The 15,121-nt window shown below is 72.4% G+C and carries 16 protein-coding genes and 1 tRNA gene; 8 read left to right on the top strand and 9 right to left on the bottom strand.

Going from position 1 to position 15,121, the window contains the following annotated elements:
• Positions 1–9 precede the first annotated feature (9 nt).
• Both ACFCZN_RS18040 and ACFCZN_RS18035 read right to left on the bottom strand, forming a co-directional pair.
• Entirely contained in the window at positions 10–1,161 is a 1,152-nt protein-coding gene (locus ACFCZN_RS18040; protein WP_429766696.1) for a YgfZ/GcvT domain-containing protein, read from the bottom strand.
• Positions 1,162–1,171: 10 nt separating this feature from the next.
• Positions 1,172–1,738 (bottom strand): FABP family protein, encoded by a 567-nt coding sequence (locus ACFCZN_RS18035; RefSeq protein ID WP_429766694.1) that lies wholly within the window; start codon positions 1,736–1,738, stop codon positions 1,172–1,174.
• Between the two features lie 169 nt (positions 1,739–1,907).
• Here ACFCZN_RS18035 and ACFCZN_RS18030 point away from each other — a divergent pair, with 169 nt between their 5' ends.
• Both ACFCZN_RS18030 and ACFCZN_RS18025 read left to right on the top strand, forming a co-directional pair.
• Positions 1,908–2,294 carry a DsrE family protein gene (locus ACFCZN_RS18030; protein WP_429766693.1) on the top strand — a complete coding sequence of 129 codons (387 nt, stop codon included), beginning with the start codon at positions 1,908–1,910 and terminating at the stop codon, positions 2,292–2,294.
• Between the two features lie 187 nt (positions 2,295–2,481).
• Positions 2,482–3,156, top strand: coding sequence for a YceI family protein (locus tag ACFCZN_RS18025; protein ID WP_429766692.1), 675 nt, complete (start codon positions 2,482–2,484; stop codon positions 3,154–3,156).
• A gap of 39 nt (positions 3,157–3,195) precedes the next feature.
• Here ACFCZN_RS18025 and ACFCZN_RS18020 read toward each other — a convergent pair whose 3' ends face one another.
• The gene (locus tag ACFCZN_RS18020) at positions 3,196–3,942 is read right to left on the bottom strand and encodes a hypothetical protein (RefSeq protein WP_429766691.1); all 747 of its coding nucleotides are present in this window, start codon (positions 3,940–3,942) and stop codon (positions 3,196–3,198) included.
• A 276-nt stretch (positions 3,943–4,218) separates the two neighbouring features.
• Here ACFCZN_RS18020 and ACFCZN_RS18015 point away from each other — a divergent pair, with 276 nt between their 5' ends.
• A complete protein-coding gene (locus tag ACFCZN_RS18015) occupies positions 4,219–4,941 on the top strand; it encodes a winged helix-turn-helix transcriptional regulator (RefSeq protein WP_429766690.1) in 723 nt (240 codons plus the stop codon).
• A 120-nt stretch (positions 4,942–5,061) separates the two neighbouring features.
• Positions 5,062–5,994 (top strand): alpha/beta fold hydrolase, encoded by a 933-nt coding sequence (locus ACFCZN_RS18010; RefSeq protein ID WP_430557665.1) that lies wholly within the window; start codon positions 5,062–5,064, stop codon positions 5,992–5,994.
• 32 nt (positions 5,995–6,026) lie between these two features.
• On the opposite strand, the gene nth is transcribed toward ACFCZN_RS18010, so the two are convergent.
• Positions 6,027–6,776: an endonuclease III gene (gene nth / locus ACFCZN_RS18005; RefSeq protein ID WP_430557656.1), complete on the bottom strand. Its 750-nt coding sequence runs from the start codon at positions 6,774–6,776 to the stop codon at positions 6,027–6,029.
• 186 nt (positions 6,777–6,962) lie between these two features.
• On the opposite strand from nth, the gene ACFCZN_RS18000 reads away from it, so the two are divergent.
• A complete protein-coding gene (locus ACFCZN_RS18000) occupies positions 6,963–7,640 on the top strand; it encodes a Crp/Fnr family transcriptional regulator (protein ID WP_416345052.1) in 678 nt (225 codons plus the stop codon).
• A 430-nt stretch (positions 7,641–8,070) separates the two neighbouring features.
• Here the strand turns inward: ACFCZN_RS18000 and ACFCZN_RS17995 are convergent, their stop codons facing one another.
• Positions 8,071–8,532: a RidA family protein gene (locus ACFCZN_RS17995; RefSeq protein WP_429766688.1), complete on the bottom strand. Its 462-nt coding sequence runs from the start codon at positions 8,530–8,532 to the stop codon at positions 8,071–8,073.
• Positions 8,532–8,696 (bottom strand): DUF4177 domain-containing protein, encoded by a 165-nt coding sequence (locus tag ACFCZN_RS17990; RefSeq protein ID WP_139820690.1) that lies wholly within the window; start codon positions 8,694–8,696, stop codon positions 8,532–8,534. The genes ACFCZN_RS17995 and ACFCZN_RS17990 overlap by 1 nt, the downstream gene beginning before the upstream one ends.
• A 139-nt stretch (positions 8,697–8,835) precedes the next feature.
• Between ACFCZN_RS17990 and ACFCZN_RS17985 the strand changes: the two genes are divergently transcribed.
• From ACFCZN_RS17985 to ACFCZN_RS17975, 3 genes are all read left to right on the top strand, one after another.
• Positions 8,836–11,208: a transglycosylase domain-containing protein gene (locus ACFCZN_RS17985; RefSeq protein WP_430557655.1), complete on the top strand. Its 2,373-nt coding sequence runs from the start codon at positions 8,836–8,838 to the stop codon at positions 11,206–11,208.
• Positions 11,205–12,134: a metallophosphoesterase gene (locus ACFCZN_RS17980; protein WP_430557664.1), complete on the top strand. Its 930-nt coding sequence runs from the start codon at positions 11,205–11,207 to the stop codon at positions 12,132–12,134. The genes ACFCZN_RS17985 and ACFCZN_RS17980 overlap by 4 nt, the downstream gene beginning before the upstream one ends.
• Before the next feature lie 93 nt (positions 12,135–12,227).
• Positions 12,228–12,304, top strand: a tRNA-Pro gene (locus ACFCZN_RS17975).
• A 97-nt stretch (positions 12,305–12,401) separates the two neighbouring features.
• Here the strand turns inward: ACFCZN_RS17975 and ACFCZN_RS17970 are convergent.
• The 3 genes from ACFCZN_RS17970 to ACFCZN_RS17960 form a co-directional block, all read right to left on the bottom strand.
• Positions 12,402–13,262, bottom strand: a complete 861-nt coding sequence (locus ACFCZN_RS17970; RefSeq protein ID WP_430557654.1) for a site-specific integrase — start codon at positions 13,260–13,262, stop codon at positions 12,402–12,404.
• Positions 13,263–13,352: 90 nt separating this feature from the next.
• A protein-coding gene (locus tag ACFCZN_RS17965) for an IS3 family transposase (protein ID WP_430557653.1) occupies positions 13,353–14,536 on the bottom strand; the annotation gives its coding sequence in 2 pieces (ribosomal slippage) (positions 13,353–14,246 and positions 14,249–14,536; 1,182 coding nt in all).
• 388 nt (positions 14,537–14,924) lie between these two features.
• Positions 14,925–15,119 (bottom strand): DUF1737 domain-containing protein, encoded by a 195-nt coding sequence (locus ACFCZN_RS17960; protein WP_429766681.1) that lies wholly within the window; start codon positions 15,117–15,119, stop codon positions 14,925–14,927.
• Positions 15,120–15,121: the final 2 nt, after the last annotated feature.

Genomic DNA, 15,121 nt, shown 5'->3' with positions numbered 1-15,121 from the left:
GGCGCCTGCTCACAGCAGGCTCTGCGGGGCGTCGGGCCCGCGCGGGGTGAGGCCGCGGGTCAGCGGCCCGTGCGCCTCGGGGCGGTCGGCCGAGACGCCGTCGCCCGGCACCACGACCTCCTGCGCGGCCGCGACCTGCAGCTCCTGCCCGCCGACGTCGCCCACCACGGTGAGCTCGGCGTCCTCGGGGGCGGACCGCTTGATCACGGCGAGCGCGACCGGTCCGAGCTCGTGGTGCCGCGCCACGGTGGTCACGGTGCCGACCGCACGCCCGTCGGGCCCGCCGACGAACACCTGGGCACCCGCCTCGGGGACCACGTGCTGGGAGCCGTCGAGGTGGAGCAGCACCAGCCGCCGCGGCGGGCGGCCGAGGTTGTGCACGCGCGCGATCGTCTCCTGCCCGCGGTAGCAGCCCTTGTGCAGGTGGACGGCGGTGCGCAACCAGTCGAGCTCGTGCGGCACGCTCCGGTGGTCGACCTCGTGGGCCAGCCGCGGGCGCCACGCCTCGACGCGCAGCGCCTCGGTGGCCCAGGTGCCGGCCAGGCGCCATCCGGCGGCCTCGCGCTCGGCGACGGCGGCCTCCAGGTCGGCGCGGGGCACGAGGACGAGGCGCCACGGACGGTCCAGGCCCGGGTGCTCCGTCTCGGGCGGGCCGTACCGGGTGCCGCCCTGAGCGACGCGCGGCCAGGTGTCCCACCAGGTCACGGGCTCGCCCTCGACGCCCTCGGCGGCGACGGGCTCCCCCAGCGCCGCGTACTCGGCGGAGAGGTCGTCGATCTCGACCCGCATCATGAACTTCATGCGCTCGAGCCAGGCGGCGAGCGGCGCGGCGTGGTCGCCCTCGGTGACCAGCCAGGTGGCCTCGCCGTCGTCGACGACGCCGGCGGCGTGCTCGACGTGGCCCTGCGGCGACAGCACGAACAGCTCGGTGGAGGTGCGCGGCGGCAGCGCCTGCACGTCCTGCGACGTGATCGAGTGCAGCCACGACAGGCGGTCGGGCCCGGCGACGCGCACGACGCCCAGGTGCGACTGGTCGACCACGGCGCCGCCGCGGGCGAGCGCGCGCTGCTCGGCCACCGGGTCCCCGTAGTGCCAGGCGACGCCCTCGTCGGCACCCGTGGCGGCCACGGCGCCCTGTCGGGCCAGGAGCGGCGAGTCCATCGGGGTCCCCTCAGTCGTTCTCGACGCGGTCGAGCTGGGCGGAGGCGTACGAGCCGAGCGGGTGCCCGAACGCGGCGAGCTCCTCGACCCACATCAGGCGCCCCTCGACCAGGCCGTACAGGCGCTTCGCCGCGGTGACCTCCGCGGCCGTCGAGGTGCGGGCCACGAAGTCCGTGGCCAGGTCGATGCGGCCGTTGCCCGCGACGCCGAGGAACAGGGAGAGCCGGCCGGACGCGTCGGTGACGAGCACCTCCAGCGCGTGCCGGTCGTCCTCCAGCCCCTCCGGCCGGTCGCTCGACACGCGCCAGTAGCCGGTCTCCGTCGACCAGACCGTGTCGGGCTCGTCGTCGCCCGGCGCGTCACCGCCCTCGCCGTCGGCCGCCGCGGCGGAGCGCACGCGCAGCGTGGACTCGAACCGCAGGTAGGGGCCGCCGTCGTGGTCGAAGACGAGGTCGTGCACGAACGGCGTCTCGTCGATGCCGGTGTACTCGATCACACCCTCGCCCCGCCAGCGGCCCACGAGCCACGCGAGCGGGTAGACCTCGGGCGCGAGTCCCTCGGGGAAGGCGAAGGGCATCAGCGCTGGCCCTGGAACAGCTTGTAGACGACGTAGCCGGCGAACCAGATGATCGTGACCGAGACGACGACCAGCAGACCGGTGAACACTGCCTCGAGAGCGTGGATCGACATGCCGCGATCCTACCCAGCCGTCACCCGGTCGGTCAGCGTGAGTAAGGTCGCCGCCCATGAGCACCCCCACCGCTGCGACGCCCGCGCGCTCGCTCGTGATCAAGACCACGTCGGGGACGGACCGGCCGGAGGCCGCCAACCAGGCGCTCACCGTGGCGGCCGCGGCCGTCGCCGCCGGCGCGGAGGTGAGCCTGTGGCTCACCGGCGAGGCGGCGTGGTTCGCCGTCCCGGGCCGCGTGGCGGAGCTCGAGCTCGAGCACGCGGCACCCGCCGCCGACCTGCTCGACGCCGTCCTCGCCGCCGGCTCGGTCACCCTCTGCACGCAGTGCGCAGCCCGCCGTGACCTCGGGCCCGACGACGTCCTGCCGGGCGTCCGCATCGCCGGGGCGGCGGTCTTCGCCGAGGAGGTGCTCCGACCGGGGGCCCAGGCGCTCGTCTACTGACGCCCGCACCGACGTGTGAGGCGCACCACCCGGCCGGCGGACCCACTCCCGCCGGGCACCCCCCGTACCGTAGATTGAACGTTGAAGCATCGAGTGACGTCCCGCCGTCGAGCCGGCCGGCGGGCGCACGTGCCCCACGGGCCCGCCCCCCGGCGCCGGCCGACGTCGCGACCACGGAGAACCATCCATGACCTCGTCCACCAGGACCTGGAACGACCTCGTCATCCCCGCCGCCGGCGACTACGTGCTCGACAAGGAGCACCGGCGGCTCGGCTTCCTCGCGATGCACATGATGGTGAGCCCGGTGCGCGGCGAGTTCTCGTCGGGCAGCGCGACCATCCGCGTGGCCGAGGACCCGCTGCAGTCGTCGGTCGCAGCCAGCCTGGACGCCGCGTCGATCAGCACCCACCTGCCGGACCGGGACGCGCACCTGCTCAGCCCCGACTTCCTCGACGTGGAGAACTACCCCACGATCGACTTCCGCAGCACGGGCCTCGAGTGGCGCACCGAGGTCGACCCGATCTTCTCCTGGGCCCGGCTCAAGGGCCGCACCCCGGGTCGCGCCGACACCGCCCCCAGCACGCTGAAGACGTCCGCGAAGTTCGTGCTGCACGGCGACCTGACGATCCGCGGCATCACGCACCCGATCGCGCTCGACGCCGAGTTCGGCGGGGCCGGGCGCGACCCGTACGGCCGCGACATCTTCGGCTTCAGCGCGGCGGCCGACTTCGAGCGCGAGCGGTACGGGCTGGTGTGGAACGTGCCGCTCGAGGCCGGCGGCGTGCTCGTGAGCAAGAAGGTGCGCATCGAGCTGGCCGGCGAGGCCATCAACATGGCGGGCGTGGTCGAGCGCCCGGCGTGACGCCGGGCCGGGCCCGCCACCGCGGGGTGACGCGCCCGCTCAGGCGACGACGAGCCGCCCCACGACGAACACCAGGATGCCGCTCACGGCGACCGGCGCCGTGACCGCGGCCAGCATCGCCCGGCGGCCGGTCAGCGCGGGCTGACGCTCGAAGAGCAGTCGCAGCACCGCGACCACCAGGCCGGTCACGGCTCCCGCGACCAGGCCGCTCACCGGGTCGATCGACGGCAGGAGCGTCGCCACCCCGCCCGCCGCGACGGCGCCCAGCACCACACCCACGAGCGAGCCCGCCCAGCCGCGCGCGACCGGCGTCGCCGACACCCCCGCGGCGACCGCGAGGCCGAGCGCGCTCACGACCACGAGCGACGCGCCCGCCTCGGAGCGCCCCGCGGCCACCCAGCCGGAGCAGCACACCGCGACGACCGCGCCCGTCACCGTGCCGCTCACGGACTCCACGAGCCGGGCCCGCCCGCCGCGGCGCAGCATCTCCGCGACGAACGCCAGCACCAGAGCCATCGCGAGCACCAGCGGCACGTTCCGCAGCACCGGCTCGCCCTGGGTGGCCCACGCCACGGCGACGGCGCCGAGCCCCGCGACCGCCACGACGACCGTCGTCCCGCCCTGGGCGGGCAGCCGCAGCAGCGGGCCCCAGCCCGTCGCGAGGAGCAGCACGAGGACCCCGGCCACCGCCGTCAGGGGCAGGGTCCCGTAGTCGTCGAGGGCGGCGGCCGCCGCGACGACGGCGGAGAGGACGGCCGTCCAGACGGCGCGGGTGGTGACGGTCACGACGACGAGTGTCGCAGACGGCGGGCGGCGCCCCGCCCGCTCGCGACGCCGGCCGCGACCCGCCGCCGACACGTCGCGGCACCGTCACGGCCGCGCCCGTCACAGTCCGGTCGTCGATCGGAAACGCGCCCGCAACACGGTTCGGGGCACACTGCGGGAACCGGTCACCCGACCGGGACGGGTGCGGTGTGATCGACGCCGCACCGCGGTACGTTGGCGGACGCACCTGTCGGACGCTGTCGAACGGACCGTCCGACGACCCGGGAGGAGGTGCCGGTGGCCGAGCTGCTGATCCTCACGCCCGCGTCCGGCGGGTCGGTCGAGGTGCTGCCCGCCCTCGGACTGCTGAGCCACCGGATCCGGGTGCTGCCCATGGAGCCGTCCGCACTGGTGGACGCCCCGGACTCCGACGTGGTCCTGCTCGACGCGCGTCGTGACCTCGTCGCCGCCCGCACCACGTGCCGGCTCCTGCACGCCACGGGCCTCACCGTGCCGCTCGTGCTCGTGCTCACCGAGGGCGGGCTGACCGTCGTCACGCACGAGTGGGGCGCCGACGACCTGCTGCTCGAGACCGCGTCCCCCGCCGAGGTGGAGGCACGCCTGCGCCTCGTCATCGAGCGGTCCGAGCGCGGCCCCGTCGACGACGGCCCGCAGGAGATCGCCGCCGGCGACCTCGCGATCGACGCCGGCGGCTACACCGCCCGGCTGCGCGGGCGTCCCATCGACCTCACCTACAAGGAGTTCGAGCTCCTCAAGTACCTGGTGCAGCACCCCGGGCGCGTCTTCACGCGGGCCCAGCTGCTGCAGGAGGTGTGGGGCTACGACTACTACGGCGGCACCCGGACCGTGGACGTGCACGTGCGGCGCCTGCGCGCGAAGCTCGGCCCCGAGCACGAGCAGCTCATCGGCACCGTCCGCAACGTCGGCTACCGGTTCGACCCGCCCAAGGAGCCGCGTCCGACCGAGGGCGGAGACGTGCCGGTCGAGTCCGCCGGCTGAGCCCGCCCGCCTGCCTGACCCGAGCCCGTCGCAGGGTCGGGCAGGCGGACGAACCTGTGACATCGCGCGCCCGTACGGGCCCCGGCGCGCCGCAGCGGGTAGGTTCGACCGGTGACCGCGATGTCGGACTCCAGCGACTTCTCCAGCGCCCTGGTCGACGGACCCTGGCGGCACGAGCTCGTGCCCGCGAACGGCGCCCGCTTCCACGTCGCGCTCGCCGGGCCCGACCGGACGAACGGCGGCCGCAGCCCGCTCGTCGTGCTGCTGCACGGGTTCCCGCAGTTCTGGTGGGCGTGGCGGCACCAGATGGAGCAGCTCGCCGACGCCGGGTACCGGGTGGCGGCGATGGACCTGCGCGGCGTGGGCGCCTCCGACAAGCCGCCGTCCGGCTACGACGTCCCCACCGGCACCCAGGACGTCGCGGGCGTGGTGCGCTCCCTCGGCCACGACCGGGCGGTCGTCGTCGGGCACGGCACCGGCGGCGTCACCGCGTGGTCGATGGCGCGGCTGCAGCCGGCCGTGACCGCGGCCGTGGGCGCCGTCTCCGCGCCGCACCCGGCCCGCCTGCACGTCTCGGGCCGCCGGCTGCTCACCCCGCTGGCACGCCGCCAGCTCGCCGCCTACCAGCTGCCCACCCTGCCCGAACGACGGCTCACCGAGGGCGACCAGGTGGCGCGCGTGCTGCGCGACGGCGCCGCGCGCCCCCTCGGCACCGACGCCTACGAGCTGTACCGCACGGTGATGCGGATCCCGTTCGCGGCGCACACCGTGATGGAGTCGCTGCGCTGGATGGTCCGCTCGACGCCGCGCCCCGACGGCCGCCGCTACCTCGCCGCGCTGCGCGAGCCCGTCGACGTCCCGGTGCTGCAGGTGCACGGCGAGCTGGACGGCTTCCTCGACCCCCGCCACGCCCCCGTCGACGGGGCGGCGCTCGCCCGCGACTTCCGCTACGAGACCGTCGACGGCGCCGGGCACTTCCTGCCCGAGGAGGCCCCCGACGAGGTCGGCAAGCTCCTCGTCGACTGGCTCGACCACGCGCTCGCCGCCCGCTGAGACCGGGTCACGGCTCGGTCAGTGGTCGGGGCTCAGCCCCGCGGCCCCGGCTTGACGAGCTTCGCCGCGGCGACCGGGTCGGTCTCCCCGATCCCGAACGACGGGCACCAGCGCGCCACCGGGCACGCCCCGCACGCCGGCCGCCGCGCGTGGCACCGCCGGCGCCCGTGCCAGACGAGGTGATGGCTCAGCATCGTCCAGTCCTTCTTCGGGAACAGCGCCCCGACCTCGTGCTCGACCTTGACCGGGTCCTCCTGGTCGGTCCAGCCGAAGCGGCGCGCCAGCCGGCCGAAGTGCGTGTCCACCGTGATCCCGGGGACGCCGAACGCGTTGCCCAGCACCACGTTCGCCGTCTTGCGCCCCACGCCCGGCAGCGTCACCAGCTCGTCCAGGCGGGCCGGGACCTCGCCGTCGAACCGCTCCACGAGCGCCTGCCCCAGCCCGATGATCGAGCGCGTCTTGGCCCGGAAGAAGCCCAGCGGCTTGAACAGCTCCTCCATCTCCGCCGGGTCCGCGCCCGCGTACGCGGCGGCGTCCGGGTAGCGGGCGAAGATCGCCGGCGTGGTCGCGTTGACCCGCACGTCCGTGGTCTGCGCCGACAGCACCGTCGCCACCAGCAGCTCCAGCGGCGTCGTGAAGTCCAGCTCCGCCCGCGCGTCCGGGTACGTCACCGCCAGCTCGCGGTCGATGCGGCGCGCGCGTCGCACCAGCGCGACCCGCGACTCGCCCGTAGGCGTCGCGTCGGACTGGAGGGCGGTCGAGGAGGTGGGCTTCGTCGGCACACTGCGAGCGTAGCCACGCCCGCCCACACGGGCTCCGGCAACGCTTCCCCGGCGCCTCCCGGCGCTTCGTCGTGCCGCGATTTGGTGCGGTGAGGCAGACTGAGAACCGGAACACACCCTCTTGACAACCCCCGGACGACCGCACCCGACCCGGGACGGCCGCCCACGAACCACGTGAGGAATCCTGTGGACGACACCGTCGTGCTCTCCGCCCCTCTCTTCGCGGACATGGAATCCGAGGAGACGAAGGCGCTCTTCGAGTCCATGGTCCCGGTCGAGCTGACCCGCGGGGACGTCCTCTTCCGCGAGGGCGAGCCCGGCGACCGGCTCTACGTCATCGCGCAGGGCAAGATCAAGCTCGGCCGTCGATCGAGCGACGGCCGGGAGAACCTGCTGTCGATCCTCGGCCCCGGCGAGATGTTCGGCGAGCTGTCCCTGTTCGACCCGGGCCCCCGCACCGCGACGGCCTCGTCCGTGTCCGACGCGCTCGTCTACGAGCTGCGCCACCAGGCCCTCGTGCAGTGGATCGCCGCGCACCCCAGCGTCGCCACCACCCTGCTCGGCGCCCTGGCCCGCCGCCTGCGCCGCACCAACGAGACCCTGGCCGACCTCGTCTTCTCCGACGTCCCCGGCCGCGTCGCCAAGGCGCTCCTCGACCTCTCCGCCCGCTTCGGCGAGCCCAACGACGACGGCATCCGCGTCGCCCACGACCTCACGCAGGAAGAGCTCGCCCAGCTGGTCGGCGCCTCGCGCGAGACGGTCAACAAGGCTCTGGCGGACTTCGCGACGCGCGGTTGGGTGCGTCGTGAGGGTCGCGCTGTGGTGCTGCTGGACATCGACCGTCTGGAGCGGCGGGCTCGCTAGTCCTCGCGGCCGCACCTGGTTGCGGCCGACACCTTTCTCGCTGCCGCAGGCGGGAGGGGCCGCCACTCCTGCCTTGCGCGTCGCGGTTCGTTCGCGCCGCGCCGTCGTGCGGCCGCGTGAGGAGCGCGCTCGCTCGTGGTGGGAGATCTCCCGGTGCTGTGACCCGGCCGGGGACCTGTCCCCCGAAGCAACCCGCCGCCGGCGCCCTGCAAACCCAGGGACCGCACGTCGCGCCGCGCACCGTCACCACGTCGTCGAGCGCGTCATCCGAGGAAGCGGCGCGCGAGACGGTGCAGGAGCGGGTGGGGACGAGGTCCTTCGCCAGGTCGTAGAAGTCCCGAAGTGGAGGGCCCCCTGGGGCCCGTGAACGCGACCTGGCGAAGGACCTCGTCCCCACCCGCGTCCGCAACCAAGAGCTACGGACAGAACCTCAGGAAAGCTCGACGACCAGCTCCACCTCGACCGGGGAGTCGAGCGGAAGAACCGCCACCCCCACCGCGGAGCGGGCGTGCACGCCCGCCTCGCCGAAGATCTCGCCGAGGACGTTCGAGGCGCCGTTGACGACGCCGGGCTGGCCGGTGAACGACGGGTCGGAGGCGACGAAACCCGTCACCTTGACGATCCGCGCGCCGTCGAGGGTGCCCACGAGGGAGCGGACGGCGGCGAGCCCGTTGAGCGCGCAGGTGCGCGCCAGGTCGGTGGCCTCCTCCGGCGAGACGCCGGCGCCGACCTTGCCGGTCAGCGGCAGCGCGCCGTCGACGAAGGGCAGCTGGCCCGCCGTGTAGACGTAGTTCCCGGAGCGGACGGCGGGGACGTAGGCCGCGACGGGCGCGGCGACGTCGGGCAGGGTGATGCCGAGCTCGGCGAGCCGGGCCTCGGGCGAGACGCTCATCACTGCCCGCCGGAGGGGCGCTTGAGGTAGGCGACCAGGTTGGTGCTGTCGGGGCCGGGGACGACCTGGACGAGCTCCCACCCGTCGGCCCCCCATTGGTCGAGGATCGCCTTGGTGTTGTGGATCAGCAGGGGGATGGTCGCGTACTCCCACGTGGTAGCCATGCCGCGATCGTAACCAGCGACCGCCCCGAGCGCCGTCGTCACGTCGTCCCGTCGCTCCCACGACGGGTCCACACGATCTGCACAGCGGGACCGGCGTCGCGGCCGTGCCGCCTCAGACTCAGCCCGTACCCTGGTGGGCATGGCCAAATCCGACCCTCGCCGCATCACGCGCACGATGCCGGCGACGCAGCTCGTCGCGCTGCTGCTCGCGTTCGTCCTCGCGGCCGGTGTCGGCGGCGTCCTCGCCGCCGGGCTGGTCATCCCGATGGTGGCGGGAGCCAACGCCGCGGCCGACAGCACCGTCGCGATCTACGACGAGGTGCCGGCGGAGCTGGAGCCGCGGCCGATGTCGCAGCAGTCGCGCATCTACGCCGCGAACGGGAAGCTGCTCGCCACGTTCTACGCGCAGAACCGCATCGTGGTGCCGCTGGACGAGATCTCCGAGCCGATGCAGCACGCGGTGATCTCCATCGAGGACGAGCGCTTCTACGAGCACGGCGGCATCGACGTGCAGGGCATGACGCGCGCGCTGGCCAACAACGTGGCCGGCCACGCCACGCAGGGTGCGTCGACGCTGACGCAGCAGTACGTGAAGAACATGCTCATCGACCAGGCCCTGCAGGACGGCGACCAGTTCGGCGTCATCAAGGCGAGCGAGGACTCGATCTCCCGCAAGCTCACCGAGGCGAAGATGGCCATCTCCCTCGAGAAGACGATGACCAAGGACGAGGTGCTGCAGGGCTACCTCAACGCCGCGCAGTTCGGGTCGCGCAGCATCTACGGCGTGGAGGCCGCGGCCCGCTACTACTTCGACAAGCACGCTTCCGAGCTGAGCATCGTCGAGGCCGCGACCATCGCCGGCATCACGAAGTCGCCGAGCCGCTTCGACCCCACGGTGAACCCGAAGGACGCCAAGGAGCGTCGCGACCTCGTGCTGCAGAACATGTGGAAGCTGGGGTACATCTCCACCGAGGAGCGCGACGAGGCGAAGGCGACGCCGATCAAGAAGTCGCTGGACGTCAACCCGACCGAGATCGGCTGCGCCGCCGCCAAGGACTCCGCGTTCTTCTGCGACTACGTCACCAAGGAGATCGTCACCAACCCGGTGTTCGGCGAGACGAAGGCCGAGCGTCAGCAGCTGCTGTACCGCGGCGGCCTCGAGATCCACACCACGCTGGACCCGAAGAAGCAGAAGGCCGCGGCCGCGGCGGTCAAGAACGCCGTCCCCGCGGGCGACTCGAGCGGCCTGCAGTCGGCCATCGCGTCCGTCGAGCCGGGCACCGGGAAGATCCTCGCGATGGCGCAGAACATCCCCTACACGCCCTCCGAGGGCAAGGAGGGGACCACGCGCGTCAACTACGCGGCCGACCCGACCCACGGTGCGTCCGGTGGTTTCCAGGTGGGCTCGAACTTCAAGCCGTTCGTGCTCGCGGAGTGGCTCAAGGAGGGTCACACCCTGTCCGAGCGAGTGAACGCCAACGAGGTCACCCGCACGGTCGGCAACTTCCAGACCAAGCCGTGCGTCGGCTGGCTCGGCCCCGAGCCGTGGACCCCGGGCAACGCCGAGGGCGGCGGGCAGGGCTACATCAGCGCGCTCGAGGCGACCTACCGGTCCGTCAACACGGCCTACGCGTCGATGGGCTACGAGCTCAACCTCTGCAACCTGCGCAACACCGCGTGGGACATGGGCTTCCGGCCCACCCGGTCCGAGGACAACAACGGTGCCGTGATCAACGAGCCGAAGCGGGACAACATCGACGTCCGGGCGCCGATGATTCTCGGCACCCAGGAGTCGACCCCGCTGTACCAGGCGGCGGCCTACGCGACGCTCGCCACCGGCGGCACCTACTGCTCGCCGGTCGCGATCACCGCGGTCTCCGGCCCCGGAGGCAAGGAGTACGACGTCCCGGACGCGAAGTGCGACAAGGACGCCCTGCCCTCCAACGTCGCGAACACCGTGGTGTACGCGATGGAGAAGGTCTTCACCGAGGGCACCGCGCGCACGCTGGGCGGTCTGGCGGACGGGCGGCCGGTCGCCGGCAAGACCGGTACGTCGAACGCGTCGGCACAGACCTGGTTCACCGGGTTCACGCCGAACCTCTCGACCTCCGTCTGGGTGGGCAACGCCGACAAGCCCAACGAGGACCACACCAACGGTGGGGTTGTGAACGGCAAGCCCTACCGCGTCCTGTACGGCTCGACCGTCGCCGCCCCGGCGTGGAAGGACTACATGGACAAGGCGATCTCGGGTCTCCCGGTGAAGGACTTCGGCGCCCCCGACCAGTCCATGATCGGTGTCTCGGCCCCGCCGCCCTCGTCGGGCGGTGACGACGGCGACGACACGAGCGACGACGGCGGCGGCGGCGACAAGGGCAAGGAGCCCAAGGGCGACGAGGGCAACGACCGCGGCGGCAACGGCAACGGGAACGGCCGCGCCGACGCGGCGGCCGCCTGGGACGCCGTCCAGAACGGTGACTGGGAGTCGCTCGGCGACGCCTGGGGCGACAACTGACCCCCGGCTGGCAGGTCGCCGGCGGGCTCGTCGCCGCCGGCGTCGCGGGACTCGGCTACGCCCACCTGGAGACCAAGCTCTTCACGGTGCGCCGGGCCACGGTTCCGGTGCTGCCCGCGGGCGAGCCCGAGCTGCGGGTGCTGCACGTGTCCGACCTGCACCTCACGCCGTCGCAGAGCCGCAAGATCGCCTGGGTGCAGTCGCTGGCGGAGTACGAGCCGCACCTGGTGGTGAACACCGGCGACAACCTGGCCCACCGGGACGCGCTCGGGCCGCTGCTGGAGGCGCTCACCCCCCTGCTCACGACGGCGCCCGGCGCGTTCGTCATGGGGTCGAACGACTACTACGCGCCCGTGCCGAAGAACCCGGCGCGGTACCTGCGGCGCGACACCCGCATCGTGCACACCCGCCCGGCCGAGCTGCCCTCCGACGAGCTGGCCGGCGCGATGGTCGCCGCCGGGTGGCGGGACCTCACCAACCGCCGCGACACGGTCGAGGCCGACGGCCGGCTGCTGTCGCTCGTGGGCGTGGACGACCCGCACCTGGACCGTGACGACTTCCCCCCGTCGCCGGCCACCACCGGCGTTGCGCCGGACGACGCGGTGCTGCACCTCGGCGTCACGCACGCCCCGTACCGGCGCGTGCTGGACCGCATGCACGCCGACGGCGCGGACGTCGTCCTCGCCGGCCACACGCACGGCGGGCAGCTGCGGCTGCCGGGCGTCGGCGCGCTCGTCACCAACTGCGACATCGACCGACGCCGGGCCAGCGGCCTGCACGGCTGGCCGGGTCCGCGGCCCGACGAGACGGGCGGTGCGGGCTCCGCGTGGCTGCACGTGTCGGCCGGCGCGGGCACGTCGCCGTACGCCCCGGTGCGCTTCGCGTGCCGCCCGGAGGCGACGTTGCTCACGTTCACCGCCCGGTAGCCGGATCTCATTTTCGTCCAGGCCCGATCGTCGGCTATTCTGAGCAGGCTTCCGCACGAGGACGTAGGTCCTGCGGCGTGGGAGCAAGTCCTTCGGGGTGTGGCGCAGCTTGGTAGCGCGCTTCGTTCGGGACGAAGAGGTCGCAGGTTCAAATCCTGTCACCCCGACCACCAGAGAGGCCCTCTGAACAGCGGAAACGCTGGCCAGGGGGCCTCTTGCTTTGCCCGCTGGAACCCCGGAACGGCCGCTGGGGGCTTAACTGGGGGCTTACGCCTGAGAAGTGCGCCCGTCTCCCGGCATCTTGAACAGCGGTTCCATGTGCCAGTCGGGGGTGACGACCTCGATGGTGGCGAACGAGTTCATGAACGTCGCGCCGTCCTGGATCACCGGCCGCAGCTCGTGCCGGTAGATGCGCTCCGTGGTCGAGGTGTCCGAGTGCCCGACGACGTCGGAGATCTTCTCGACCGCCGCGCCGCCCAGAGACATCAGCGAGACGAACGAGTGTCGTAGCTCGCGCGGCGTCCACTCGGCAGGGTCGATTCCGGGCACCAGCTTGAGAGCTGACCGGAATCCACGGCGCACGTTGGCTGCGTCCAGCGCTGTGCCGAGTGTCGTCGTGAACACGAGGCCGTGCTCCGTCCACGAGCTTCCGGCCTTCACCTTGTCGGCAGCTTGGTCGCGATGTCGCCGACGGAGGACGTCGGCAACAAGCTCGGGCATCGCGAGGGTGCGCCGCGACTTCTCTGTCTTCGTGTCTCCAGACTTCCGCACCGAGCGCCAGACGGCGATCGTCGGCGGCTCACCCTCGAGGTCGACCCGATCCCACGTCAGCGCGCGCATCTCCTCGGTCCGGATCCCGACGAGCATCGAGACGACGATGTACGGGTACATCCAGTGGCCCTTGGTGAGCATGAGGACGTCGAGGGCCTGCTTGTCGGAGAGCGACTTCGACTTCCGTCCGGCCGTACCCCGGGGCGTCACCACGAGCTCGACGACATTCCGCTCCAGGAGGTCGCGCGCCATCGCCCGCTTCACGACGGCGTTGAGGCATGCCCTGACGTCCGTGATGGTCCGGGTCGAGTGGGTCGCGACCAGAGACTGCAGCAGCTTCTCGACGTGCTTGGCCACACATGTACTCGTGCTTCCTGACGGTCGCGTCGTCGACCTGGCCCTGCCCGTAGAGCAGGGGTCTGCTGCACGGGTAGGTGACAGTGGTTGTCAGGCGGCGAGTGCGACCTGAGTGGTGATGATGGCTTCGTACTCGATGGGGGTCAATCGTCCGAGGCGGGCCTGGCGGCGGCGTCGATGGTAGGTGCGCTCGATCCAGGTGATGATCGCGATCCGTAGTTCGGCCCGGGTGGTCCATCGGCGGCGGTCCAGGACGTTCTTCTGCAGCAGGGAGAAGAAGGACTCCATCGCGGCGTTGTCGCCCGCGGAGGCGACTTGCCCCATCGATCCGACCATGCCGTGACGGCGTAGCGCGGACAGGAATTTCCGGCTTCGGAACTGGCTGCCTCGGTCGCTGTGGATCACGCAGCCGGTCACGTCGGCGCCCTCGACGTGGCGTCTGGCGACGGCGTTCTCCAGTGCCTGGACGGCCAGCCTCGACTTCATGCGGGCGCTGATGGAGTAACCCACGATCCGGTTGGAATACACGTCCTTGATCGCGCACAGGTAGACCTTGCCCTCGGCCGTGGGGTGCTCGGTGATATCCGTCAACCACAGGCTGTTGGGCTCACTGGCAGTGAAGTCACGTCGCACGAGGTCGTCGTGCGCGGGCGGGCCGGGCTTCTTGCCGCCCTTGGTCGCCTTCTTCTTGCCGAACACCGACCACCAGCGCCCGTCGCGACACAGCCGCCACATCGTGCGGTCACACGCGACATGGCCTGCCTGGCGGGCCTCGTCGGCCAGGAGCCGGTAGCCGAACTCCGGGTCGTCTCGGTGGGCGTCGAACAGGGCGTTGGCGAGATGAGCCTGCTCGAGGTCGGTGGCCGTGACCGGGTCGGCGAGCCACCGGTAGTAGGGCTGGCGGGCGATCTTCAGGACCCGGCACGTCACCGCGACGGGGATCCCCGCTGCGGCGAGCTCACGGACGAGCGGGTAGCTCATTTTCCCGGCAGGTGCGCCTGGGCGAAGTACGCCGCCGCACGACGCAGCACCTCTTTCTCCTGCTCCAACGCACGCACCCGCTTGCGCGCCTCACGCAGCTCGGCAGACTCCGACGCCGTCACGCCGGGCTTCGCGCCGTCCTCGACATCGGCCTGGTGCAGCCAGTTGCGCAGGCACGACTCGCTGATGCCGAAGTCCTTGGCGACCTGCTTGACCGGGATCTCGCCCTGCCGGGCGATGGCCACGACGTCGTCGCGGAACTCCTCGGGATGGGGTCTGGGTACGGGACACATCCTTCCAGCAGCACCCGCAGGCACCACAGGTCAGGTGTCACCTATCCGTGCAGCAGACCCGTGGCTCCCGTTCTCTGAGTTGGTCCGGCACTGAGTCGGTCCGGCGGACGATTCACTTCGATCGCCAGATACTTGAGGCGCGCGGGCAACGTGTCTTGTTTGGCGCCGCCAGCCTGCGGCTGCCGGTCGACCGCGACTTGAACGTGTCGTCGGGTACGAGGTAGGCGGCTCCTACTGCCCGCCAACGGCGGAGCCCAGCACCAGCACGGCCGTAGCACCGGGATCAGGCCCCCCTGAGGTCCCCGGTATCGGGAACACGGGCTTTGCGCGCGCCTCGCTGGGGCGGAGGACCTCCACGATGGCCGCCGGCAGCCCACCTGAGGAAGCATCACTCCTCGGACGTCGACCGGGGCCACAGCACGGCCTGTGCGGCGATGACCCGCTCCCCGCTCAGGCTGATCGACGGTGACCCGTAGAGGCGGTAGCCCAGCGTCAGGGCTTCGGAGACGCGGCGGCAGAACGTCGCGTCATCCGGGCCGGTCAGTAGTCGATACACGGGAAGCCCGTCCGGCGGCTGAGTCATGC

The sequence above is a fragment of the Isoptericola sp. NPDC056134 genome (genome assembly GCF_042264825.1).
Classification (GTDB): domain Bacteria; phylum Actinomycetota; class Actinomycetes; order Actinomycetales; family Cellulomonadaceae; genus Isoptericola; species Isoptericola nanjingensis.
This window is presented reverse-complemented; position numbering and strand designations above follow the sequence as displayed.

Bases quoted from the DNA above. Each gene is read 5' to 3' on its own strand.
- ACFCZN_RS17990 (WP_139820690.1), bottom strand. From the start codon at position 8,696: ATGGCTACCACGTGGGAGTACGCGACCATCCCCCTGCTGATCCACAAC.
- ACFCZN_RS17995 (WP_429766688.1), bottom strand. From the start codon at position 8,532: ATGAGCGTCTCGCCCGAGGCCCGGCTCGCCGAGCTCGGCATCACCCTG.
- ACFCZN_RS17985 (WP_430557655.1), top strand. From the start codon at position 8,836: ATGGCCAAATCCGACCCTCGCCGCATCACGCGCACGATGCCGGCGACG.
- ACFCZN_RS18035 (WP_429766694.1), bottom strand. From the start codon at position 1,738: ATGCCCTTCGCCTTCCCCGAGGGACTCGCGCCCGAGGTCTACCCGCTC.
- ACFCZN_RS18030 (WP_429766693.1), top strand. From the start codon at position 1,908: ATGAGCACCCCCACCGCTGCGACGCCCGCGCGCTCGCTCGTGATCAAG.
- ACFCZN_RS17960 (WP_429766681.1), bottom strand. From the start codon at position 15,119: ATGACTCAGCCGCCGGACGGGCTTCCCGTGTATCGACTACTGACCGGC.
- ACFCZN_RS18025 (WP_429766692.1), top strand. From the start codon at position 2,482: ATGACCTCGTCCACCAGGACCTGGAACGACCTCGTCATCCCCGCCGCC.
- ACFCZN_RS18010 (WP_430557665.1), top strand. From the start codon at position 5,062: ATGTCGGACTCCAGCGACTTCTCCAGCGCCCTGGTCGACGGACCCTGG.
- ACFCZN_RS18040 (WP_429766696.1), bottom strand. From the start codon at position 1,161: ATGGACTCGCCGCTCCTGGCCCGACAGGGCGCCGTGGCCGCCACGGGT.